This window comes from Methylomonas koyamae, assembly GCF_006483455.1.
In the GTDB taxonomy this organism is placed as follows: Bacteria; Pseudomonadota; Gammaproteobacteria; order Methylococcales; family Methylomonadaceae; genus Methylomonas; species Methylomonas koyamae_B.
In genome coordinates this window covers 1-23,506 of the sequence record NZ_PPPU01000042.1, presented here as the reverse complement: position 1 = coordinate 23,506, position 23,506 = coordinate 1, and the positions used below count along the sequence as shown (strand labels likewise).

Here is a 23,506-nt window from a genome sequence, read left to right as displayed (position 1 = left end):
ACTCCTGCTTATTCTCGAAGCGCGACGTAGGCCAGCAGGCCCCATCCCGCCAAAAACGCCAGGCCGCCCAGCGGCGTAACCATACCCAGCCATTTGATATCGAATATCGCCAGCAAGTATAGACTGCCCGAAAACAGCAGAATGCCGAGCGCGAACAGCCTTCCCGCCCAACGCAGCGCCGCCCGCTCGGGTAATAACGCTGCCAGAGCCAACGCCAGGCTATGCCACATCTGGTAATTTACCGCGGTTTTGTAGATATCCAATTGGTAATCGCTCAGCAGATGTTTCAAACCGTGGGCGCCGAACGCACCCAGCGCCACTCCGCTAAAGCCGCCCACAGCAGCCAAAAATAAAAAAGTCCGGCGCATCATTTCTCCAGCAAACGCGGCATCAGTTGCACCAGATTACAAGGTCGGGTGCGGTAATCCAGTTGGTCTTTGATCAACGCCTCCCAGGCGGTGCGGCAGGCACCGGACGATCCCGGCACGCAGAAGATATAGGTCGCATTGGCGACGCCGGCCAGCGCCCGCGACTGCATCGTCGAACTCTTGATGTCCTGGTAGGACAACATCCGAAACACCTCGCCGAAGCCGTCCAGCACCTTGTCCAGCAACGGCAACACCGCTTCCGGAGTGCCGTCGCGCCCGGTTACGCCGGTGCCGCCGGTGGTGATGATTGCATTGACATTGGGATCGGCGATCCATTGGCTGACGGCGGCGCGAATTTGATAAATATCGTCGCGCACGATTTTTTTATCCGCCAACATATGCCCGGCCGCGAGCAGGCCTTCGACCAACACGCGGCCGGAAGTATCGTCCGCTTCGCTGCGGGTGTCGGATACGGTCAATACAGCGATATTGATCGGAATGAATTCACGGGGTTCGCTCACGGCAAGGGTCTCCAAAATGTCGCTGCCGCATTCTAGTGAATGCTTCGCCGGCCAAGCAAGCGCTGATTAAGCCGCAACCGGCAATACCGGCCGGCGCGATAATGCCGTAAACTCGGGACCAGTATTGTTAAACCGGTGCAGGCCGCCAATGAGCATGCAAAACACGCGTTACGAAAAAGCCGCCAGTCTGGCCGCACTGGGCCTGCTGTTGTTTGCCTGTTACCAGGTGCTGCAGCCGTTTGTGTTCGATTTGCTGTGGGCCGCCATCTTATGTTTCGTCACCTGGCCGCTCTATTCCCGCTTGCGGGAATGGCATTTCAGCGCCAATCGCGCCGCGGCCACCATGGTGCTGCCGATCGGTATCCTGCTGTTGACGCCGTTCGTTACCGCCGGATTCAGCTTTACCGAAGACATCAACCGCTTGTTGCAATGGCTCAACCAAAGCGTGCACACCTGGCCGGCAGCCCCGGAATGGCTGGAACGCCTGCCGTGGCTCGGCGACAGGGCCAAATCGGCTTGGCAAAATATAGGCGAAGACACCAGCCGGCTGGTGAATCTGGCCCGTCCCTACGCCCTCGGTGCCGGCACCTGGATTTTGCAGCAAGGCATCAAGCTCGGCGGCCAGTTGATGCATATGGGCCTGAGTATTCTGGTGTTGTTTTTTTTCTATCGCGACGGCGAACGGGTCGCCGAACACGTGGTGATTGCGGTTCGGCGCCTGGCCGGCGAACGCAGCCAACGCATTCTGCACATCGTCCGCTCCAGCTTGCGCGCCGTGGTATACGGCATTATCGGCACCGCGCTGGTTCAAGCCTTGGCTTCGATGCTCGGCTTCGTGCTTGCCGACGTGCCCTACGCCTTCGTGCTAGGCGTCGTCGCTTTCTTTTTGATGCTGCTTCCGGCCGCCGGCACCGTAGTCTGGCTGCCGGTTGCGTTATGGCTGCTGGTGGGAGGCGAAACCGGCCGGGCGATTTTTATCGCCCTGTGGTTCCTGTTGTTCGTCGGCACGATAGACAATTGGTTGCGGCCGGTCCTGATCAGCCGCGAAGTCGAATTGCCGTTCGTCTTGATCGTATTCGGCATCTTCGGCGGCCTGCTGGCCTTCGGCTTCATTGGCGTATTCATCGGCCCAACCCTGCTGGCGACCAGTTACGCCCTGGTGCTGGATTGGCTGATCAGCAAAGAGCGCGAGCAAAGTGGAGATGATGGCAGCTCAAGCTGATCGGTATCGCCGCGGCAGGGTTGGAATCCGACCGAGCGCAAGACTCTCCGCAACCTGATTCCGGCCTTTTGCCTGGGCTTATGCGAGCCGGTGCAAGCTCGCCGGCAGCCCGCCTTTCGGCCGCAGGCTCACCATTAATTCGATCTCCGCCTCGCCCGGATCGAGTAATTCGATATCGTAATGGCGCACGATCAGACTCAAGAGCAACTGGCTCTCCAGCAAGGCGAAATGATTGCCGATACAAATCCGTTCGCCGGCGCCGAACGGCATAAAAGCAAAGCGGTGGCTACGGTTGCCGAGAAAGCGCTCCGGATCGAAGCGCTCCGGGTCGTCCCAGAATTGCGGATGGTGGTGCAGGTTGAAAATATTGAACAACGCCAAGCTCCCGGCGGCGAGCCGGTAACCTTCGAATTCGACATCTTGTGCGACCTTACGCATGATGATGCCGACCGGCGGCCGCAGCCGCAGCGATTCGTGCAGGACCGCCTTGCAGTATTCCAGGTTTTGCAGGTCGGCAAACTGCCAATCTTCCTCGGCCGGCAAAGCCTGCAACTCCCGCCGCAAACGGCCGAGCGCTTCCGGATGCCTGGCCAACAAGTACAAGGTCCAACTCAGTAAATTCGAGGTGGTCTCGTGGCCGGCGCTGAAAATGGTCAACACTTCGTCGCGCAGTTGGCGGTCGCTCATGCCGGCCCCGCTATCCTCGTCGCGCGCCTGCAACAACATGCCCAGCAAATCCTGGCCGACGGGCGCCGGTTGGGCGCGGCGCTGTTCGATGATGCCGTAAACCACGCCGTCCAACGTCGCCATGGCCCGGTTGAAGGCGCGGTTACGCGGCGTCGGCACCGATGGCGGCAAGGATAACGGATTCAGCAGCGACGCTGCGGCGTGGCGCAATGCCGTGTCCAGCGCCGGAGCGATAGCCTCGATCCGATCCAGCACGCTGGTGCCGAACATGGTTTGGGTGATGACTTCCAGCGTCAGTCGCATCATTTCGTCGCACAGATTGACCTGGACCCCATCGCCCAAGCCTTGCCAGCGCAGCAGCATTTCGCGGCCGGCGGCAACGATTTGCGGCTGCAATGCGCTCAGGTTGCCGCGCTGAAACACCGGCTGCATCAACCGCCGCTGATTGCGCCACAATTCGCCGCGACTGGTGACCAAACCCTGGCCGAGCACCAACTCCAGGCCTTTGGGCTTTTGCGGGTCGTACATTTTGACGAACTTGCCGGCCTGACGGACCAAGGCCTGTTCCGCCATGCTCGGATGGCTGAACATATAGAATTGCCGGGTTAGTACTCGAAAACCGACCGCATCGCCGTAGTCGCGCCACCAGGCGGATAAAGTCCGAAACGGATCGGCGGCGAGCGGTCGCAAATTGCCGATCAGAAAATCGGCTTTGGCTTGCGGTATGGATTTGGCGTTGGGCATCGAAATTCGCGAACGGGTCCGGTAGCCGCCGTTGCCGTGGGGCAGGTCGGGCGGCAAACCGCGCCACTGTAACGGCTTACCCCGCCGTTACACAAGCCGTTCCGGCCGGACGCCGGCTTACTGCGCCAATGGCACGATGCCGGCGGTGGCGATAGCCAAGCCCAGTAGCAGCGCTGCCAGCGATTGGCGGCCCAGCCGGGTGGCGCCGGCCAGCAGCGTTTGCAACTCCCGGTTGGCGACCGCTTCGGCCCGGTCGTACAGGTCGAATACGCCGTTCAGTGTCTGCGTGGCGTTGGCGAAAAAGCCGGCCGGGTCGATTTCGGGGCGTTCGGTCGCCAGCAATTGCTGCTCGATATCGCCGACCAAACTGCCGATGCGCTGCTGCACCTCGCCGAAGCTGCGCCGAAATTCGGCGCCCGCCATCGCCGACGGCGTTCGGGCGATGCCGGACTCGAGGCGCTCTGCGGTATTGCGGATGCGGGTCAGCAAGTAGCCCAGTTTGATGCGTTCGGTGCTGAGGCTGCGGCCGGCGGCGGCAATGCCGGTACCGATCGCCCGGGTTTGGCCGATCGCTTCGGCAGTGTCCGGCAACAAATGCCAAACAATCTCGACGAATCCGAACGGGCAGGCGCTATCGCAGTGCAATTGGCTGCGTTCGGCGATGTCGCGTATCAAATCCAGTACGGCCGAGATCAATTGGCAGTGATTGTCGAAGCTTTGCTCGCGGGTGCCGTGCAGTACGGTCGGGCTCAATGACCGCCAGCGGGATTGAATCGACTCGAATCCGGCACGATGGGCCGGCAAGGCTTGCAAGCTGGCGGCGATTTGTTCGGTTTCGCGGTCGATTTCGGCCTGCAATGCCGAAATTTTATATTTGAAACTGGCATCGCCGTTCAGATAACCGCTGACCATACCGCGGTGCTGTTGTATTTTGCCGAGTAATTGCTTTAGTTGGCGGTTGATGGCGATGCTGGTTTGTTGGCCGGCCAAGTGAGCGAGTCGGCTTCGGTTGCGGCAATGCCAGATCGCGGCAAACACCGAGCCGGCCGAGCCGGCGGCCGCGCATAGTAAGATTAAGGTATTGGCCATCGGAATATGTGCGGTGCGGGTTAATGAGCTGCGACTTGCGCCAGTTTCGACAGATGGCGGGCGATCGCCGCCGATTCCTGGGCGGCTTTGCTGTTTTCTTCGACATGCTGGGCGATGCTTTCCACGTTGCGACCGATCTCCAGACTGACTTGGCTTTGCTGTTCGGTGCTGGTGGCGATCATCGACACGTTGTCCAAGGCGCTGTCGGCATATTCCTTGATCCCGGCCAGCACGCGCTCCACGCTGTAAGCCTTGTCTATACCCTGCTCGGTGCGTTGCTGCGTGGCGTCGATCGAACGCACGGCGCGATCGATTTGCTCGCGCACCGCTTGGGTGGTGCCGGTGATCTCCTCGGCCGACAGCCTGACCCGTTGCGCCAGCGTCCGCACTTCGTCGGCCACAACGGCAAAACCGCGGCCGTATTCGCCGGCCCGCGCCGCTTCGATCGCCGCGTTCAACGCCAGTAGATTGGTCTGTTCGGAAATGGCCTTGATCATCTCCGAGATTTGCGAGACCTGCTGGGAATGCTGTTCCAGGTTGCGCATCAAACCGGCCAGTTCCTCTATTTCCAGGAACAGTTGCTTGATATCGGCAATAAAACTATCGATCGAATGCTGGCCTTGCAGCGACAGTTGTTGCGTGGTCGAGGAAATCTTTTCGGTTTCCCGGCATTGGCCGGCCACGCCCAGGATGCTGGCCGACATTTGCTCGATGGCCGCCGCCATCATCGTCGTGCTTTTCCGCTGCAGGTCGAGTTGGTCGGCAACCTGGCCGGAGCCTTGGTGCAACTGGTCGGCGGCATAGGTCACTTCCTGGATCGACGCCTGCACCTTGTTCATCCGCCGGCCCAGTTCGCGTACCGTATCGTTAAAGCCAACGCCCAGTTCAGCCAACTCGTCGCGGCCGGAGACCTGCAAGCGCACGTCGAAATCGCCGTTCGCAAGTTGGCGCTGTGCAGCAAGCAGACTTTGCAGCCCGTTACGCAATCCGGCGTAGAGGGCATACAGCGCGATCATCCAGGGCAATTGGCCGGCAGTCGCCGCCAGCCAAAGCTCCGGCGACAGGCCGGGGTGGCCGTTGGCGACCACGGCCGCACTAAGCATTGCCGGCAGTGCGATCAGGCCGGACAGGATCAGGAATTGATGGTGAAGCCGATAGTTGCCGAGAACGGCGGAAAGCAACGAAGCGGGCATGGGGTACTCGTCGAAAGTGGAGACTGGCTTTGTGTGCAGCAAATTTCTCGCCAGCCTTGTCGACTCGAAAATACCGCTGGTCAGCGTCCGGCACCGCACCGGTTTGGACCGTTTGCCCGCCGTGCTAACCCGCCATGCACCATTTGGAGTCGCGGGACCGAAACGGCCGGCCCCGCTGGACGGTCAATCCGGAACCGGCGCCTGGGCACCGGCGGTATTGCCGCCGAAACAACGCCGCCACAGTAGCAGCGCGCATTGCTTACCGTCGTCCAGATATGTAAACGCCACCGGAATCACCAACAAACTAAGCAAGGTCGAGGTGATCAGGCCGCCGATTACCGCAATTGCCATCGGGCTGCGGAACGAGGCATCGGCATCGCCGGTACCAAGTGCGATCGGCAGCATCCCGGCGCCCATCGCGATGGTGGTCATCACAATCGGCCGCGCCCGTTTGCGGCAGGCATCCAGCAACGCATCGGCGCGACTCATGCCATGATCGCGGCGGGCGACGATGGCATATTCGACCAGCAGAATCGAGTTTTTGGTGGCGATGCCCATCAACATCACCAAACCGATCAAGGACGGCATCGAGAAGGCCTTGCCGGTCAACAGCAAGGCGACGAAACCGCCGCCGAACGATAATGGCAGCGCGGCCAGGATCGTGATCGGCTGGATGAAATCCTTGAACAGCAGGATCAGCACCACCAGGATGCAGAGCAAGCCGGTCAGCATCGCCAAACCGAAACTGGAAAACAGCTCTTCCATCATCTCGGCGTCGCCGATGCTGATGCGTTTGACGCCGGCCGGCAGATTGCGGATGCTGGGCAGATTGGCGACCGCGGCGGTGACTTCGCCGAGCGGCTGGCCGGACAGTTCGATCTCGAAATTGACGTTACGCGAACGGTCGTAACGGTCGATCACGGCCGGGCCGCTGGACAGTTCCAGTTTCGCCACCTGGCCGACCAAGACCGTACCGCTACCGCTTTTTGCCGACGGCACCGCCAGCCGTTCCAGCACCGCCAGATCGCGGCGGCCTTCGGCGGCCAGCTTCACCACCATCGGCACCTGGCGCTGGGCCAGATTCAGCTTGGACAGCGACCAGTCGTAATCGCCGACCGTGGCGATGCGCAACGTTTCGGCCAATGCGGCAGTAGTGACGCCCAAGTCGGCGGCGCGGGCGAAATCCGGCCTTACGGCAATTTCCGGCCGGACCAGAGCAGCGCTGGAGGCAATGCTACCCAGGCCCGGAATCGTCCGCAGATCGCGCTCGACGGCGCGGGCTGCGCTATACAAGGCTTGCGGATCGTCGCCGCTTAACACCAGCACGTATTTCTCGCCGGACGCCCCCAAACCGACTTTGGTACGCACCCCGGGTAATTTTTCCAAGGCTTGCCGAATCTGTTGTTCGATAACCTGTTTTCGGACCGGTCGGTCGCGGCGGCTGGCCAAGGTAATGGTCAACGTGGCTTTGCGCACTTCGCCGGCGCCCTGGTCGCCGGCCATCGGATCGCTACCGGCCGAGCCGGCGCCTATCGTGGTATAGACCGTCTTCACGTATTGAATGTCGGCCACCAGAAGCCGGGCGGCTTCCGCCAAGGCTTGGGTCTGGTTCAAGCTGGCACCCGGCGGCAATTCGACGAACACCTGGGTTTGCGGATTATCGTCGGCTGGAATGAAACCGGTCGGCAATAAGGGAATCAGCATCAGCGAGCCGACGAAAAACGCCGCCGCACCGCTGATCGTCAGCAGGCGTTGCCTCAGGCACCAGGCGGCCGCACGCATGTACCAGCGCATCAACGGTCCTTCGGCTATTTCCTGGTGGCCGGTGCCTTTCAACAGATAGGCGGACATCATCGGCGTCAACATCCGCGCCACCACCAGCGAGGCCATCACCGCCAACGCCGCGGTCCAACCGAATTGTTTGAAAAAACGGCCGGCAACGCCGCTCATGAACGCGGTCGGCAAAAACACCGCGACCAGGGCAAAGGTGGTGGCGACCACGGCCAGACCGATTTCGTCGGCGGCTTCCATTGCTGCCTGGTACGGCGTCTTGCCCATCCGCAGATGGCGGACGATGTTTTCCACTTCGACGATGGCGTCGTCGACCAGGATGCCTATCACCAGGGACAAGGCCAGCAAGGTGATCACGTTCAACGAAAACCCGAACAGGTCCATACCGATGAAGGCAGGCACCACCGACAAGGGCAAGGCTACCGCCGAGATGAAGGTAGCGCGCCAGTCGCGCAGAAACAGCCAGACCACCAGCACCGCCAGCAAACTGCCTTCGTAGAGCATGGCCATTGAGCCTTCAAATTCTTCCGCAACCGGATCGACGAAATTGAAAGCCTCGCTGAATTCGATGTCCGGATTCGCGGCCAACAATTCGTCCAAAGCCTTCTTCACACCGGCGCCGACCTCGACTTCGCCGGCACCGCGGCTGCGGGTGACCTCGAAACCGACCACCGGCTTGCCGTCCAGAAACGCAGCAGCCCGGCGTTCGGCCACCGAATCTTCGACCGTGGCGACCTGATCCAGACGGATATGACGACCGTCCGGCAGCGATAACTGCAGCGGCCGCATCTCATCCACCGAGAGCACGTTGGCCAAGGTGCGCACCGGCTGCTCGCCGCTGCCCAGATCGGTACGGCCGCCGGCGCTTTCGCGCTGCATTTCGCGCAACTGGCGGGAAATGTCGGCCGCAGTCGCACCCAAAGCCTGCAATTTGACCGGATCGAGCGCAATCGTCACTTCCCGGCTGACGCCGCCGACCCGGGTCACGGCGCCAACGCCGTTTACAGCCAGTAAGCGCTTGGCGACGGTGTCTTCGACGAACCAGGACAAGGCTTCGTCGTCGCGCTGGTCGGAGCGCACGGTAAACGCCAGAATCGGCGAGCCGGCCAGATCGAGTTTATTGACGATAGGATCGCGCAGATCGCTGGGCAAATCGGTGCGTACCTTGGTCACGGCGGAACGCACATCCTCCACCGCCTCCTGCACCGGCTTTTCCAGGCGAAATTGGGCGGTGATGGTCGCACTGCCGTCCTGGACTTTGGTCATGATGTGCTTCAAACCCTGCAAGGTGGCAATGGCGTTTTCGATTTTGCGCGCCACCTCGGTTTCCAGTTGCGCCGGCGAGGCTCCGGGCAGCTTTGCCGTGACCGTAACCGTAGGTAAATCCAGGTCCGGAAAATTCTGGATTTTCATGGTTTTGAAGCTGTGCACGCCGCCGAACGACAGCAGCACGAACAGCATCAGCGCCGGGATCGGGTTGCGGATGCACCAAGCCGATACGTTCATGGCGCCACCACTCTGACGCTGTCGCCGTCGGCCAGGAAGGATGCGCCTCTGGCCACCAGGCGATCGCCGGGGTTCAGGCCTGCCAGTACTTCCAGCTTATCTCCGGCGCGGCGGCCCAATTGGACTTTGACCTGCTCGACCTTGGCCCGCTCGCCGCTCTGCTCGGTCAGGCGGAACACGTAACTGAAACCTTCGCGCAGCGATAGCGCGTCTTGCGGTACGGTCAAGCCGGCGCGGGAACCGAGATGAAATTCGCCGCGACCGAACATGCCGGCCCGCAAACCGCTTTGCGCCGCGTTAGGCAGATCGACGTAAACCAGGCCGTTACGGCTTTGTTCGTCCAAGGTTGGCGCCAGGAAACGCACACTTCCCCGGATGCTACCGACATTAGGCACTTCGACCGTCACCGCGACGCCGGGCCGCAGTTGCGTCATTTCGGCAGCAGTGACTTCACCCCGCCATTCCAACCGGTTCTGCCGGATCAGTTTGAATAACTCCTGGCCTTTGGCCGCGACGGCGCCCAATGTCGCGCTGCGTGACGAGATTACGCCATCGTCGCTGGCCAGAACCTTGGTGTACTTCAAGCGCAGCAATTGCACCTCCAGTTGCGCCTTGGCCGATTGCAGTTTGGCTTCGGCGGTTTTGGCGCCGGTCAAGTATTGGTCGACCTGCTGGGCGCTCAACGCACCTTTCTCCAGAACTTTGCGCGCGCGTTCCGCATTGGCCCGCGCTTCCGCCAGATTGGCTTCGGCTTCGGCGACGATGCCGCGGCTTTGCGCGATGTCGGCCAACACGCTTTCGTCGGCAAAGGTTGCCAACACCTGGCCTTTCTTCACGGTTTGCCCGACTTGCACGTTAACGGCGTTGAGCCGCAAGTCACCGATTTCGGCACCGATCACCGCTTCCTGCCACGCCGCGATCGAACCGTTGGCGGTCAGGGCAATCGGCATGTCCACCATTTGCGGCTGCACCGTGGTGACGCTAAGCGCCGGGTTGGCGGCCGGCAATGCGGCGGGCGCAGGTTCCTTAGCGCTGCCAACCGCCAGACCGAGCCCGATCATCGACAGCAAGGCAACGACCAATGCAATGATTTTTCCGTGGGTCATGGTTTTCCTCCAGTGAAATAGATCTGATTTAATGCGAATGCCGGGCCTGGGCTACAACGGGGAGCCGACGCCGTGCCGCCTCACCGGCAACCATAGCCGTCGCGTAGCCGGCCAAACGTTCCGCCAGGATGTCGACTGCGTCGGGCGTATTCAACAACGGCGGCGAAACCGCGGCGATGACGTCTTGCCCGACATAAAAATGCACAGCCATGCCGGTGATCGAGAACGCCAGCCGATGCAAATCGTCGTCGATTTCAGCCAGGCCAAAATGGGCTTGCAACAACGCCACCAAGCCATCGTGTTGCGGCTTGATCTCCGCATCGATCTCTTGCTGCCAAGCCCCGGTCGGCTCGATCATCTCCCGGAAATGCAGCTTCATCACCAGCCCGAGCTCTTCGCCTTTTTTCAGGGGCTCCAGAAATTCGCTGAAGAAGCGGTAAAACACTTCGGGCAACGGCAAATCGGCATATTCGGCTATGTTCGCACCGCACGGGGATTCGCCCATCGGCTCGGTGAACGCGGCGCGGTACAAGCCGGCTTTGTCGCCGAAGTAATAGCGGATCGCGGAAATGTTGACGCCTGCCGCCTCGCAGATCTCGCGGGTGGAGGCGCCTTCGTAACCTTTTTCGGCAAACAAGCGCAGTGCAGCGCTAACCAGTCTGCTGCGGGAATCATGAGTATCGGTGTCGCAGGGGGTGGTTTTAGTCATGCCGCCGAATATCCAAGCAAGAAATCAATCGATTGATTTAGAAAATATCAATCAATCGATTGATTGTCAACGCGAGCCCACCATATGCCTTGAAACCAGCGAACATCCCGCGTCCAAATAGCCGCGCTACGGGTTCTACCTCGCCAAGTCCGCGGCCAACAGCCGCGGCTTGCCGAAATTCAGTTGCGTTAATAAAAGCATCACCTCTGCCTGGCAAACGCATCCGCTTGGGAGGACCGCCGGTGACGCAAAAAATCCGGCGTCAACCCAGTCTGTCCGGTTACAGGTATGCCAGCACCAGTCCGGCAAATACGGCCAGACCAAACCAGTTGTTGTTCAAAAACGCTTTGAAACAATTGGATTTGTCGAAATGGAAGATCAGCGTTTGCTGGTAAACCGCAAAACCGGTCGCGGCCAATAAACCGGCGTAATAGGGCCAGGCCAATTGCTGTCGCGTGCCGATCCAGACTAACAAGCCCAGTATGACGACTTGCAGACCGCCGGTGATTTCCCGCACCCGGCTGCCGAATAAAATTGCCGTGGATTTAACGCCGATTTTCAAGTCGTCGTCGATATCAACCATCGCATACATCGTGTCGTACACCAGCGCCCACAGCAAAACCGCCAGATATAAAACCCAGCCCACCAACGGGATGCTGTTGGTTTGGGCGGCAAACGCCATCGGTACCGCAAAACCGAATGCCGCGCCCAGATAGGCTTGCGGCAAATGGGTATAGCGTTTCATGAACGGATAGCTGGCCGCCAGAAAAGCGCCGACGAAGGACAGCGCTATCGTGTACCAGTTCATCAATAACACCAGGCCGAACGCGGTCAGGCACAGTGCTGCAAATACCAGCAAGGCTTCTTTGGGCGTGACGCGGCCGGCGGCGATCGGCCGTTGCTTGCAGCGGTCGACATGCGGGTCGAAATCGCGGTCGGCATAATCGTTGATGACGCAGCCGGCTGCGCGCATCAAAACCACGCCGGCAACGAATACCGTCAACACCAAGGAATCCGGCCTGCCGTTGCCGGCAATCCATAACGCCCATAAGGTAGGCCACAGCAAAATGAAAATGCCTATGGGTTTGTCGAAGCGGGCGAGAAGCCAGTATTGGCGAAGGCGCTCGGTAATTTTATTCATCGCTGGGCAAGGGTTGGGAAGTTACAAGGGCGATTGCGGGCCATGGCCGGGCATTCTAATCCAAAACCGGCGGTTTTAGCCGAGTTGTCGACTAGTCTAACCGCAGCCGAATCCACGCCGGATTTTGCGGCGGCCAGCCCGTCGCCAGCAAGCTTTGTCGGGTATCGGCGGCCCGGCGCCCTTCCGCCCTGCGTAGCGATTTCGGATATAATCGGGGCATTTTTACCAAACGAGTGGCTCTCAACGTGTCGACTAGCAAAAACGATGTCTCAACTTTTCAGGGCCTGATTCTGACTTTGCAGGAATACTGGTCGAATCAGGGGTGTGTGTTGTTGCAGCCTTTGGACCAGGAAGTCGGCGCCGGCACCTTCCATCCGGCCACGTTTTTGCGCGCGATAGGCCCGGAGCCCTGGAACTCGGCATACGTGCAGCCTTCGCGCCGGCCGACCGACGGCCGCTACGGCGAAAATCCGAACCGCTTGCAGCACTACTACCAATTCCAGGTGATCATGAAGCCGTCGCCGGACAACATCCAGGAGCTTTACCTGGGATCGTTGCGCCATTTGGGGCTGGATCTGTTGGAACACGACATCCGCTTCGTCGAGGACAACTGGGAGTCGCCGACCCTGGGCGCCTGGGGCTTGGGCTGGGAAGTGTGGTTGAACGGTATGGAAGTGACGCAATTTACCTATTTCCAACAAGTCGGCGGTTTGGAATGCCGGCCGGTGACCGGCGAGATTACTTATGGTCTGGAACGGATCGCGATGTATCTGCAAGGCGTCGAGTCCGTATTCGATCTGGTCTGGACTCAGGGCCCGCAAGGCGTGGTCACTTACGGCGACGTATTTCACCAGAACGAGGTGGAAATGTCGGAGTTCAACTTCGACCTGGCCAACGTCGATTTCCTGTTCAACTGCTTCGACACCTACGAACGCGAATGCCTGATGTTGTTGGAAAAAAATCTGCCGCTGCCGGCCTATGAAATGGTGTTGAAAGCCTCGCACTCGTTTAACCTGCTCGACGCCCGCCACGCCATTTCCGTGACCGAGCGCCAACGCTATATCCTCAGGGTCCGCAATATGGCCAAATCGGTCGCCGAAGCTTATTACAACCGCCGGGAAGCGCTGGGCTTTCCGATTCTGGCCAGACAAGGAGCGTAATCATGACTGCGACCAATCATTTTCTATTCGAATTGGGCTGCGAGGAATTACCGCCGAAGTCTCTGAAACGCCTGAGCCAAGCCTTGCTGGACAACATCCTGGCCGGTCTGCAGGATGCCGGATTGAGTTACGACTTGGCCCGCGCCTATGCCACTCCGCGCCGATTGTCAGTCTTGATCGACGATCTGCAAACCTTTCAGGCCGACAAGGTGGTCGAGAAACGCGGCCCGGCCCTGCAAGCGGCTTACGGGCCGGACGGCACGCCCAGCAAGGCGGCCTTGGGCTTCGCGGCCAGTTGCGGCGCCAGTTTCGAGCAATTGGAAAAACTGGAGACCGACAAAGGCTCCTGGCTGATCTTCAAGCAGGCCGTAAAAGGTCAGGCCACTGCCGAATTATTACCGGACATCATCCGCAAGGCTTTGGTCAATCTGCCGATCGCCAAGCGCATGCGCTGGGGCAGTTTCGACGCCGAATTCGCCCGACCGGTACATTGGGCGGTGCTATTGTTCGGCAGCGAAATCATCGTTACCGACATCCTCGGCCGTACTACCGGCCGGATCACGCGCGGCCACCGCTTTCACGCGCCGCAGGATTTGAGCATTCACGACCCGCACGAGTATCTGGAGGTTTTAAGGCTGCAGGGCAAGGTGCTGGCCGATTTCGAGGAACGGATGACGGTGATTCGCGATGCGGCGAACCAAGCGGCGGAAAAAGTCGGCGGCGTCGCCCATATCGAGGCGGACCTGCTGGAAGAGGTTGCTGCGCTGAACGAATGGCCGGTGCCGGTGGTGGGTAATTTCGATTCCCGTTTTCTGGAATTGCCGCAGGAAGTATTGATCACGACGATGCAGGCCAACCAGAAATACTTCCCGGTGAAGAATGCGCAAGGCGGTTTGCTGCCGCATTTCATTACCTTCGCCAATATCGAAAGCTCGCGTCCGGATTCGATTCGGGCCGGCAACGAGCGGGTGGTATTGCCGCGTCTGGTCGATGCCGAATTTTTCTGGAAGCAGGATAGAAAACAGTCGCTGGCGGAACGGGTGGAAAGCCTGAAAACCATCGTGTTCCAGAAAGACCTGGGCACCTTGTTCGACAAAACCGAACGTGTCGCCAATCTGGCCGGCCTGATTGCTGAACAACTCGGCGCCGACGCGGGCTTGGCCAAGCGCGCAGCCCTACTGGCGAAAACCGATCTGATAACCAATATGGTCGGCGAGTTCGCCAATCTGCAAGGCACGATGGGGCGCTATTATGCCGCGGCCGACGGCGAAGATTTGGCGGTGGCCCACGCGCTGGAAGAACAGTATTTCCCGAAACAATCCGGTGGCGAAATTCCGCAGGCGCCGATCAGCATTGCGCTGGCGTTGGCTGAAAAAATCGACACGCTGGCCGGTATTTTCAGCGTTGGCCTGATTCCGACCGGCGACAAGGATCCGTATGCCTTACGCCGTGCCGCGATAGGTATCTTGCGGATACTGGTCGAAAACGGTTTGGCCTTGGACGTTGCGGAATTGCTGGATGCGGCGCTGGCGCAATTCAGCCACGCTTTCGACAAAGCCGAAATCCGGCAGAAACTGGTCGGCTTTATTTTCGACCGCCTGAAAGGCTACTGCCTGGACCAGGGCTTTTCCAGCGACGAATTCGAAGCGGTCCTGACGGTTAATCCGACCCGGCCGTTCGATTTTTGGCAACGCATCCGCGCCGTACAGAATTTCCGCGCTCTGCCTGAAGCGGAAAGTTTGGCGGCAGCCAACAAACGGATCAGCAATATCCTGAAAAAGTCCGAGCAAGCGCCGGCCGAGCAGATCGGGACATTAGTCGAAGCGGCGGAGAAAAACCTGCTTATCGCCGCCGAACAGTCGGAGGCCGATATCGGGCCGTTATTGGCGGAACAAAATTATGCGCTGGCGCTAAGCCGCCTGGCGCAGCTGCGCGACAGCGTCGACGCTTTTTTCGACAACGTGATGGTCAATACCGACGATCCGGCACTGCGTAACAGCCGCTTGGCGCTGCTGGCCAAATTGTCCAACCAATTCTTGCGAATCGCCGACATTTCCAAGCTGCAAGCGTGAGCGGGCGTTACGTGATACTGGATCGGGACGGCACCATCAACGTCGATTCCGACGAGTTCATCAAATCCGCCGCTGAATGGCTGCCCTTACCGGGTAGCCTGGAAGCCATAGCCATGCTGAACCGCCATGGCTTTCGCGTAGCGGTGATCAGCAACCAGTCCGGCATTGCCCGAGGCTTGTTCGATTTAGCAACGCTGGACGCAATCCACGCCAAAATGTTGCAACTGACCCATGCTGCCGGCGGCGAAATCGAGGCAATCTATTACTGCCCGCACGGCCCCGGCGACATATGCGATTGCCGCAAACCCAAAGCCGGCTTGTTTCGCCGATTGGCGCAAGACAAACAAATCGATTTATGCGCTACTTTTGCCGTCGGCGATGCGTTGCGCGACATACAGGCCGCCCAAGCAGCCGGCGCCAGACCGGTGTTGGTCAAGACCGGTAAAGGCATGCAAACCCTTAACGACAACCCACAACTAGACGTTCCCGTTTTCGACAATCTTTATGACGCAGCGACATACATCGTCTCCGAAAGCCGACTTTAGAGTTTATCTGGGCTCTACCCTGCTATTCATTTACATCGTGATCTCGACACTGATCGTCGGGGTGGCGATCCTGGGCGGGTTTTTCCTGCCGTTTCATTTGCGCTACAAATTCGCCGACATCTGGATAGACTGCCTGCTTCATATGTTAAAGCTGTGCTGCGGCCTGAGCTACGAGGTGGAGGGCCTGGAGCACATCCCGCAAGACCGGGCGGCGATCGTGCTGAGCAAACACCAATCGGCCTGGGAGACGGTGGCGTTGAGACAGTTTATTCGGCCGCAAACCGCGGTTTTAAAGAAATCCCTGCTACAGATTCCGTTCGGCGGCTGGGCTTTGGCGACATTGAAGCCAATCGCCATCGACCGGCAAAATCAGAAAGAAGCACTGAAAATGTTGATCGATCAAGGTATCGAACGTTTACAGGAGGGCTTGTTCGTCGTGGTGTTTCCGGAAGGCACCAGGGTCGCGCCAGGCGCGCACAAAAAATTTAATGCCGGCGGCGCTATGCTGGCCCAGAAATCCGGCTTCCCGGTGATCCCTTTGGCGCACAACGCTGGCGAATTTTGGCCGCGCAACAGCTTTTTAAAGTATCCCGGCGTAATTAAGGTAAAAATCGGCCCGCCAATAACTACGGTCGATAAGAAATCGAAAGATATCAATGCTGAAGCCGAAGCCTGGATTTCTCAGGCCATGGCAGAAATCGAAGCGGAAAAAACCAAGGTTTAGTAACCGTTTGACACAAAAAAGGCCCGGATTCAACGGGCCTTTTTGTTAAGCAGGTTTGTTTACAGCTGTACTGATGAAGTAGCGCTGGAAACTTTTTGTTTTGACGCATCTGGATCGTCCATGCATCCGCTCAAGCCGGCAATCATCAGTGTCATAGCCAATAAAGACAGTACTTTTTTCATAATTCCTCCAAAAAATTTTAATTTTTACGTGCTCGTCAATCGAACACGGAAGGTTTTATAACACGGCTAAAAACAGATACGCAAATTCAGGGTTATTATCAAATTGTCAAGCCCTTAAACGAATAAGGCCCGCAAATGCGGGCCTTACATCAGGAGTCTGAAATCCTGTAACGGCTACGATTATTTTATACCGCTGCCTTGTTGGTTGGTAGAGCCGTAACCTTTTGGTTTTGGGTTGCCTTGGTCTGGATCGTCCATGCAACCGGCCAAGCTCACCATAACCATAACCATAGCCAAAACAGAAAATACTTTTTTCATAACATCCTCCAGATTTAATGGGTTTTTATAATTTTGAGTGTACTTAAACGAAGCACGCAAAATTTATAGCATGACCAATCTGCGCATGCAACACCCTTTTTCATATTGCGTCGATGTCCATAGGCAGGCTGATTTTGATTTCCCTACCGACCCAGTGCGCCGAGCCTATCGTTTGCCAGCTACCGGATAAATTATTGTTTCTTAAATCTTTCTCCCAGGTAAACGGCGCCCTGATTTTCTTCATTTTGATGATGAACTGGGTGTTATCCAGGTCCAAACCGCCTTTGATACCCCAGAAAGCAGTGATTTTCATGATGAATTTTTTCAGCCGCAATTCGTCGATATTCGGCGTAACGGCGATATTGGCCCACATCGAATGCACCCGCCCCCAGTTGGGCGCCAACAGCCGGCCCTGCTGGTCGACGAACGGTAACCAGTGCTCGGTACCATCCGCGTCGAGATAGGTAATCGCCAAAATATGGTCGTAGCCTTCAAAATGGTCGTGCAGATACAAAGCATGCGGCGTGATGCCGAGAAAGGTATGCGACATCATCAACAGTGCATTGCTCATATTGTTCAGCATGCTGGTCACCGGCGTTTGCCGGGTGTCGACGTGCAAGCGGTAAAGCAAACCGTAATGTATGCTGCTGTTGAGTTGAAACAAGATCAATACCAACAACACTTTACTGATCTTGTGGACGCAACTTCTGGCCGAGATCGCATGCTCAGCCTCGAAAATTCGATGGTAAAGACTATTTTCGGCTGCGTCGGCAACCGGCGGCGCGCAACTGCTGTCGCAGACTAAACGTTGCCGATTGTCGGCTATCGCCCGATAGCGCTTACAAATCCATCCGTAGAGTAACGGCAAGCGCATTGTCCAGCCTGCCAGCGCCGGGTAGCCCATCGCCACCAGAATTTGCGAATAAGTGTCGACACCTGCATAGACCCGGCCTAGACCGTCGACCCCGTAAAGATCCTTCATCAGTTGTTCCTGCCCCAAATGCGACAAGGCCGGATATTCGGCAGCATGGATTTGTGCGGGCTTGAAATCGATACGGCGCAATATGTCGAAATGGTTCAAGGTCAACACCGTGCGATTGCACAGCGGACATTGCTGGTCGTAAAACACGGTCAAAACCGCGTGTTTGGCGCAAAGCCGCGCTCCGATAAAACGGTACCATCCAAACGGCATCATGAGTGCATAGAAAATCAACATGCCCATACCGAACGGATAGATATTCAACGAGAGGGCGATGCCCAAATGCAGCGACAATCCCAGCAGAAAGTACAACCACCTGAAATTCCGGCGGAAGTACAAAAACAAGAAACTGAACTGGAAAACGATGATGGTGTAACCGATGGTCTGTTGCAGGATCTCGATGTTCAGCAGCCAGGACATATCGAGCGCGGATATGTAGTACGGCATGGAAGACGGTAGCCAAGCACCAAGGCCGTTGCGCCAATGCTCGGCGAACATTTTGTGAATCGCCGAATCGAAATACAGAAAGCCGAGGCAGACGATGACCGGTAAATGGTATGTCAAGGCCGAGACGGTTTCCGGTCCGTAGGCGGTATACTGAACGAACGGATTACGCAATTTGCGGCGTAATCCGTCGATGGCGAATGCCCGGTCCAGCGGCATGAAGATCAAACAGAAATTGGCACCGGTCATGAACAAATCGAAGCCGCCGTCAAAATCGCGTTGCATCGGGGTGAAATTGACGAAAACCAGCCAGAACAGATAGTTAGCAATACTGCTAACTTGGCAACGGTAACCCGCGGCCAGACATATGGCCACTACTGCCCACAGCCAGAGAAAGAACGGAATCATCGGAAATTCGACATCCAGGAACGGAATCGGATCGAAAATCAGATGGTTGAAATACAGCAGAAACAACACTTCCTGCAACGTTACCAAACCAAACAGCAGCCGAAACAAGCCGATGCCGGTTGCCGGAACCCTTTCCGAATAAAGCCTATTGATTTTTAGAACTAACGATTTGTACATGATGGATCGGCAGGCCAAAAGACTACCGATTATAAGGGATTTTGCCGAAAAGCCGGCTCAGAGGGCGAAAAAAAAGCGGCTACGGGATCTGTCCGTAGCCGCTTTTTCCAGAAAAGCTTTGTAAGCGCGAGCAGGAAACGTTGCTTATTCTTCGTCTTTAGGTTCAGCGAAAACCCATTTTACGAAGAAATAGCCAGCAGCGATGATTACTACCGCGCCGATCATGCCAGATGGTTCTTTCAGCATTTCTGTTAAATCTAAGATCGCTCCCATGGGTGCCTCCTACCTTAAAGTTAGTTGTTATAAAATGTGCCATTTCGTTGGCGGTCGAAGTTCATATGTTACTTTAGCCACCCTCAAAGTCAAGCAATTCGTGGCTGTTCGATAAAGATAGCGGCACAATTGCTATCCGGACCGAATATGGTAGTATGCCATTTCAACCTGAATTTTTAGAACAATAAAAAAGTACAAGGGGAATAAATATGATCGGTGGCATTGTAATGGTTTTGACCGCTATCTGGGTTTACCAGAGCATGATGAAGGCTAAAAAATCCAATGTTTTGATGTGGGTGGCCGCGTGCGCTGCAGCATTTTTCGCAGTGGAATTCATCGCCCAAATTTTCTGCATCGAGATCATCGATGCCCTGGGCGGCAAAGACATCGGCGACACTTACGACCGCGATTTGGCCAGCGTCAGCGACAGAAGAACCCAGGAAAACGCCGGCGGTTTCTTTGTCAACAGCTTGTGCGAATTATTTCCATCGGTAGCCGGCTTCCTCGTCGTCGCAGTCGTCCGCACCTTGGTGATTTTGAAAGAAGCGTTGACTCCGGCAAACCTGTTCAGCGGCGTCAAAGAGATGTTCATCAGCATCAAAGACAGCTTTAAAACCTCGTCCGGCAGCTAAGCCGTTCCGATTCGGTAAGCCCAAGGCGACTTGGGCTTACCACGGCAATCATTCAACCGCCAACGACGGCCGACACGATACTGACTATCGCCAAAATAAACAGTACCGTCGCAATCAAGCCGACGATTACGTAGGCCGGCAGCGAGCCATGCTGAAAATCGATCTCTCTGTTCTTGTTGCTTTGTACGCCAATCGCGGCGGCTATCACGCTTTTTACGACGTGCAACAGACTGGGTTTAGACATGGTTCCCCTCAAATCTTGATTTGCCAAAATTTCCGATCAGCTGCCGTTCCAATATTACTCTTCGATCAACTGCCCGCATGAATAGCTCCGAACGTTTACACCAGCTTCTGTCACAGCGAATTTTATTTCTGGATGGCGCCATGGGCACCATGATACAGAGCTACAAGCTGGAGGAGAAGGACTATCGCGGCGAGCGCTTTGCCGACTGGCCGGTCGATCTGAAAGGCAACAACGACTTGTTGTCGATCACCCAACCCGACGTCATCCGCGCCATACATAAAGCCTATCTGGATGCCGGCACCGACATTCTGGAAACCAACACCTTTAACTCCACCAAGGTAGCGATGGCCGATTACCGGATGGAAGATCTGGCCTACGAAATCAACGTCGCCTCGGCCCGCGTCGCTAGACAAGCGGCCGATGCGGCAACCGCGCTGACACCGGACAAACCGCGTTTCGTCGCCGGCGTGCTGGGCCCGACCAACCGCACCTCGTCGATGTCCCCTGACGTCAACGACCCGGGCTTTAGAAACATCACCTTCGACGACTTGGTTGACGCTTACAGCGAAGCCACCCGTGGCTTGATCGACGGCGGCGCGGATATTATTCTGATCGAAACCGTATTCGACACCCTGAATGCCAAGGCGGCGATATTCGCCGTCGAATCGGTATTCGACCAAATCGGTTACCAATTGCCGGTGATGATTTCCGGCACGATAACCGATGCCTCCGGTCGCACTCTGTCCGGCCAGACCGCTGCCGCATTCTGGACTTCGCTGAAACACGTCAAACCGATTTCGATCGGCTTCAACTGTGCGCTCGGCGCCCAGGAACTGCGCCAGTACATCGAAGAATTGTCCAACATCGCCGACACCTACGTCTCGGCCCACCCCAACGCCGGCCTGCCCAACGAGTTCGGCGAATACGACGAAACCCCGGAAATGATGGCCGCCGAACTAGCCGACTGGGCTGCCAACGGTTATCTGAACATCATCGGCGGTTGCTGCGGCACCTCGCCCGACACGATCCGCGCCATCGTCGCCGAACTGAGCAAATATCCGCCGCGTAAAATTCCCGAGTTGGAAAAACGCTGCCATCTGGCCGGCCTGGAAGCGATGAGCATCGGCCCGGAAACCTTGTTCGTCAACGTCGGCGAGCGCACTAACGTTACCGGTTCGGCGGTGTTCAAGAAGATGATCGTCGAAGAGCGTTACGAGGATGCCCTGGAAGTGGCGCGCCAACAGGTGGAAAACGGCGCGCAGATCATCGACATCAACATGGACGAAGGCATGCTCGATTCGAAGGCGGCGATGGTGCGCTTTCTGAATCTGCTGGCGGCCGAGCCGGACATCGCCAAAGTGCCGGTGATGCTGGATTCGTCGAAATGGGAAATTCTGGAAGCCGGCCTGAAATGCATCCAAGGCAAGGGTATCGTCAACTCGATTTCAATCAAGGAAGGCGAAGCCAAATTCATCGAGCAAGCCAAACTGGTACGCCGCTACGGCGCGGCGGTGATCGTGATGGCCTTCGACGAAGTCGGCCAGGCCGACACGATGGCGCGCAAGATCGAGATTTGCAGCCGCGCCTACAAGATTTTGACCGAGCAGGTCGGCTTTCCGCCGGAAGACATCATCTTCGACCCGAATATTTTCGCGGTCGCCACCGGTATCGAGGAGCACAACAATTACGGCGTCGATTTCATCGAAGCCACCCGCGCCATCAAGCAAAACCTGCCGCATGCCTTGATTTCCGGCGGCGTATCCAACGTCTCGTTCTCGTTCCGCGGCAACAATCCGGTGCGGGAAGCGATCCACGCGGTGTTTCTGTACCACGCGGTGCATGCCGGCATGGACATGGGCATCGTCAACGCCGGCCAGCTGGCGATTTACGCCGACATTCCGGAAGAGTTGCGCAACGCAGTCGAGGACGTGATTCTGAACCGCACCCCGGACGGCACCGAAAGACTGCTGGACATCGCCGAAAAATATCGCGGTAGCGGCCAGGCGGCCAAGCAGGAAACCCTGGAATGGCGCGAATGGCCAGTGACTAAACGCCTGGAACACGCTTTGGTCAAAGGCATCGCCGACTTTATCGAGGAAGATACCGAAGCCGCCCGCCTGGAAGCGGAAAAGCCGTTGCACGTCATCGAAGGCCCGTTGATGGACGGTATGAACGTGGTCGGCGACCTGTTTGGCGAAGGCAAGATGTTCCTGCCGCAAGTCGTGAAGTCGGCGCGGGTCATGAAAAAAGCCGTGGCCTACCTGATGCCGTTCATGGACGCCGACAAGGACGGCGCCGCCCGCGAAACCAACGGCAAGGTGCTGATGGCTACCGTCAAAGGCGACGTGCATGACATCGGCAAAAACATCGTCACCGTGGTATTGCAATGCAACAACTACGAAGTAATCGATATGGGCGTGATGGTGCCGGCGGAAAACATCTTGAAAACCGCCCGCGAGGAAAAGGTCGACGTGATCGGCCTGAGCGGTTTGATCACGCCGTCGTTGGACGAAATGGTCCATGTCGCCAAGGAAATGCAGCGCCAGGGCTTCCAAATTCCGTTGTTGATCGGCGGTGCCACCACATCGCGCGCCCACACTGCGGTCAAGATCGAACCCAACTACGAGCATCCAACTGTTTATGTCACCGACGCCTCGCGTGCGGTCGGCGTGGTCAGTTCGCTGCTAAGCCAGGATTTAAAGGCCGACTTTGTCGCGAAAACCCGCGACGAGTATGCCCAGGTCCGTGAACGCCATAAAGGCCGCCAGGCCAAGAATCCGCAGCATCCGCTTGAAGCCGCGCGGCGTAACCGTTTCGACCATGCCGGGCATCAGCCGGTTAAACCGAAGTTCCTCGGCACCCAGGTCTTCGACCATTTCCCGCTGGCGACGCTGGCACAATACATCGACTGGACACCTTTCTTCCTGACTTGGGAACTGTCCGGCAGCTACCCGGCGATCTTGCATGATGCGGTCGTCGGCAAGGAAGCCAGCAAATTATTCCAGGACGCGCAGGACATGCTAAATCGCATCGTCAGCGAAAACTGGCTGACCGCCAAAGCTGTGATCGGCTTCTTCCCGGCCAACAGTGAGGGCGATGACGTCATCGTTTACACCGACGACAGCCGTAGCGAGCGGCTCGAAGTGCTGCACCATTTGCGACAGCAGAACGTTAAGGCGCCGGGCCGACCAAACTATTGCTTGTCCGACTTCGTTGCACCGGTTGAAAGCGGCATCGCCGATTATATCGGCGGTTTTGCCGTCACCGCCGG

At 57.5% G+C, this 23,506-nt stretch carries 21 protein-coding genes; 7 read left to right on the top strand and 14 right to left on the bottom strand.

Annotated features, from left to right (window positions below; all coding sequences use genetic code 11):
• Positions 1-8: 8 nt before the first annotated feature.
• Both C2U68_RS18320 and moaB read right to left on the bottom strand, forming a co-directional pair.
• Positions 9-368, bottom strand: coding sequence for a DUF423 domain-containing protein (locus C2U68_RS18320; RefSeq protein WP_140913933.1), 360 nt, complete (start codon positions 366-368; stop codon positions 9-11).
• Complete coding sequence (gene moaB, locus C2U68_RS18315) at positions 368-889, bottom strand: molybdenum cofactor biosynthesis protein B (protein WP_140913916.1); 522 nt, start codon at positions 887-889, stop codon at positions 368-370. Before moaB ends, C2U68_RS18320 begins: the two co-directional genes overlap by 1 nt.
• A 148-nt stretch (positions 890-1,037) precedes the next feature.
• Between moaB and C2U68_RS18310 the strand changes: the two genes are divergently transcribed.
• Positions 1,038-2,111 carry an AI-2E family transporter gene (locus tag C2U68_RS18310; RefSeq protein ID WP_140913915.1) on the top strand — a complete coding sequence of 358 codons (1,074 nt, stop codon included), beginning with the start codon at positions 1,038-1,040 and terminating at the stop codon, positions 2,109-2,111.
• Between the two features lie 78 nt (positions 2,112-2,189).
• Here the strand turns inward: C2U68_RS18310 and C2U68_RS18305 are convergent, their stop codons facing one another.
• From C2U68_RS18305 to ubiA, 7 genes are all read right to left on the bottom strand, one after another.
• Entirely contained in the window at positions 2,190-3,542 is a 1,353-nt protein-coding gene (locus C2U68_RS18305) for a cytochrome P450 (protein ID WP_140913914.1), read from the bottom strand.
• Between the two features lie 117 nt (positions 3,543-3,659).
• On the bottom strand, positions 3,660-4,631 hold the full coding sequence (locus C2U68_RS18300) for a nitrate- and nitrite sensing domain-containing protein (protein ID WP_140913913.1): 972 nt from the start codon (positions 4,629-4,631) through the stop codon (positions 3,660-3,662).
• A 20-nt stretch (positions 4,632-4,651) separates the two neighbouring features.
• Positions 4,652-5,824, bottom strand: coding sequence for a methyl-accepting chemotaxis protein (locus C2U68_RS18295; RefSeq protein ID WP_140913912.1), 1,173 nt, complete (start codon positions 5,822-5,824; stop codon positions 4,652-4,654).
• 183 nt (positions 5,825-6,007) lie between these two features.
• Positions 6,008-9,121, bottom strand: coding sequence for an efflux RND transporter permease subunit (locus tag C2U68_RS18290; RefSeq protein ID WP_140913911.1), 3,114 nt, complete (start codon positions 9,119-9,121; stop codon positions 6,008-6,010).
• Entirely contained in the window at positions 9,118-10,227 is a 1,110-nt protein-coding gene (locus C2U68_RS18285; protein WP_140913910.1) for an efflux RND transporter periplasmic adaptor subunit, read from the bottom strand. Before C2U68_RS18285 ends, C2U68_RS18290 begins: the two co-directional genes overlap by 4 nt.
• A gap of 28 nt (positions 10,228-10,255) precedes the next feature.
• Positions 10,256-10,936, bottom strand: coding sequence for a CerR family C-terminal domain-containing protein (locus tag C2U68_RS18280; RefSeq protein ID WP_140913909.1), 681 nt, complete (start codon positions 10,934-10,936; stop codon positions 10,256-10,258).
• Positions 10,937-11,216: 280 nt separating this feature from the next.
• Entirely contained in the window at positions 11,217-12,077 is an 861-nt protein-coding gene (gene ubiA, locus C2U68_RS18275) for a 4-hydroxybenzoate octaprenyltransferase (RefSeq protein WP_140913908.1), read from the bottom strand.
• 245 nt (positions 12,078-12,322) lie between these two features.
• On the opposite strand from ubiA, the gene glyQ reads away from it, so the two are divergent.
• From glyQ to C2U68_RS18255, 4 genes are read left to right on the top strand one after another with little or no spacing between them, the layout of a single operon-like run.
• Entirely contained in the window at positions 12,323-13,237 is a 915-nt protein-coding gene (glyQ, locus tag C2U68_RS18270; RefSeq protein ID WP_064023322.1) for a glycine--tRNA ligase subunit alpha, read from the top strand.
• A gap of 2 nt (positions 13,238-13,239) precedes the next feature.
• Positions 13,240-15,309 carry a glycine--tRNA ligase subunit beta gene (gene glyS / locus C2U68_RS18265; protein ID WP_140913907.1) on the top strand — a complete coding sequence of 690 codons (2,070 nt, stop codon included), beginning with the start codon at positions 13,240-13,242 and terminating at the stop codon, positions 15,307-15,309.
• Positions 15,306-15,854 carry a D-glycero-beta-D-manno-heptose 1,7-bisphosphate 7-phosphatase gene (gmhB, locus tag C2U68_RS18260; protein ID WP_140913906.1) on the top strand — a complete coding sequence of 183 codons (549 nt, stop codon included), beginning with the start codon at positions 15,306-15,308 and terminating at the stop codon, positions 15,852-15,854. Before glyS ends, gmhB begins: the two co-directional genes overlap by 4 nt.
• Entirely contained in the window at positions 15,814-16,578 is a 765-nt protein-coding gene (locus C2U68_RS18255; RefSeq protein ID WP_140913905.1) for a lysophospholipid acyltransferase family protein, read from the top strand. Before gmhB ends, C2U68_RS18255 begins: the two co-directional genes overlap by 41 nt.
• Positions 16,579-16,637: 59 nt before the next feature.
• Here the strand turns inward: C2U68_RS18255 and C2U68_RS21665 are convergent, their stop codons facing one another.
• The 4 genes from C2U68_RS21665 to C2U68_RS21660 all read right to left on the bottom strand — a co-directional run bounded on the left by C2U68_RS21665 (position 16,638) and on the right by C2U68_RS21660 (position 19,359).
• Positions 16,638-16,760 carry a hypothetical protein gene (locus C2U68_RS21665; RefSeq protein ID WP_260839399.1) on the bottom strand — a complete coding sequence of 41 codons (123 nt, stop codon included), beginning with the start codon at positions 16,758-16,760 and terminating at the stop codon, positions 16,638-16,640.
• A gap of 180 nt (positions 16,761-16,940) precedes the next feature.
• Positions 16,941-17,078, bottom strand: coding sequence for a hypothetical protein (locus C2U68_RS21315; protein WP_186289665.1), 138 nt, complete (start codon positions 17,076-17,078; stop codon positions 16,941-16,943).
• A gap of 100 nt (positions 17,079-17,178) precedes the next feature.
• A complete protein-coding gene (locus C2U68_RS18250; RefSeq protein ID WP_140913904.1) occupies positions 17,179-19,086 on the bottom strand; it encodes a DCC1-like thiol-disulfide oxidoreductase family protein in 1,908 nt (635 codons plus the stop codon).
• A gap of 144 nt (positions 19,087-19,230) precedes the next feature.
• Positions 19,231-19,359 (bottom strand): hypothetical protein, encoded by a 129-nt coding sequence (locus C2U68_RS21660; RefSeq protein ID WP_255189959.1) that lies wholly within the window; start codon positions 19,357-19,359, stop codon positions 19,231-19,233.
• Positions 19,360-19,568: 209 nt separating this feature from the next.
• On the opposite strand from C2U68_RS21660, the gene C2U68_RS18245 reads away from it, so the two are divergent.
• Complete coding sequence (locus C2U68_RS18245) at positions 19,569-19,991, top strand: hypothetical protein (protein ID WP_140913903.1); 423 nt, start codon at positions 19,569-19,571, stop codon at positions 19,989-19,991.
• Positions 19,992-20,043: 52 nt separating this feature from the next.
• Here C2U68_RS18245 and C2U68_RS18240 read toward each other — a convergent pair whose 3' ends face one another.
• A complete protein-coding gene (locus tag C2U68_RS18240; RefSeq protein WP_140913902.1) occupies positions 20,044-20,235 on the bottom strand; it encodes a DUF2970 domain-containing protein in 192 nt (63 codons plus the stop codon).
• A 77-nt stretch (positions 20,236-20,312) separates the two neighbouring features.
• Between C2U68_RS18240 and metH the strand changes: the two genes are divergently transcribed.
• Positions 20,313-23,506, top strand: a 3,194-nt coding sequence (gene metH, locus C2U68_RS18235) for a methionine synthase (RefSeq protein ID WP_140913901.1), incomplete at its 3' end; no start/stop codon positions are given.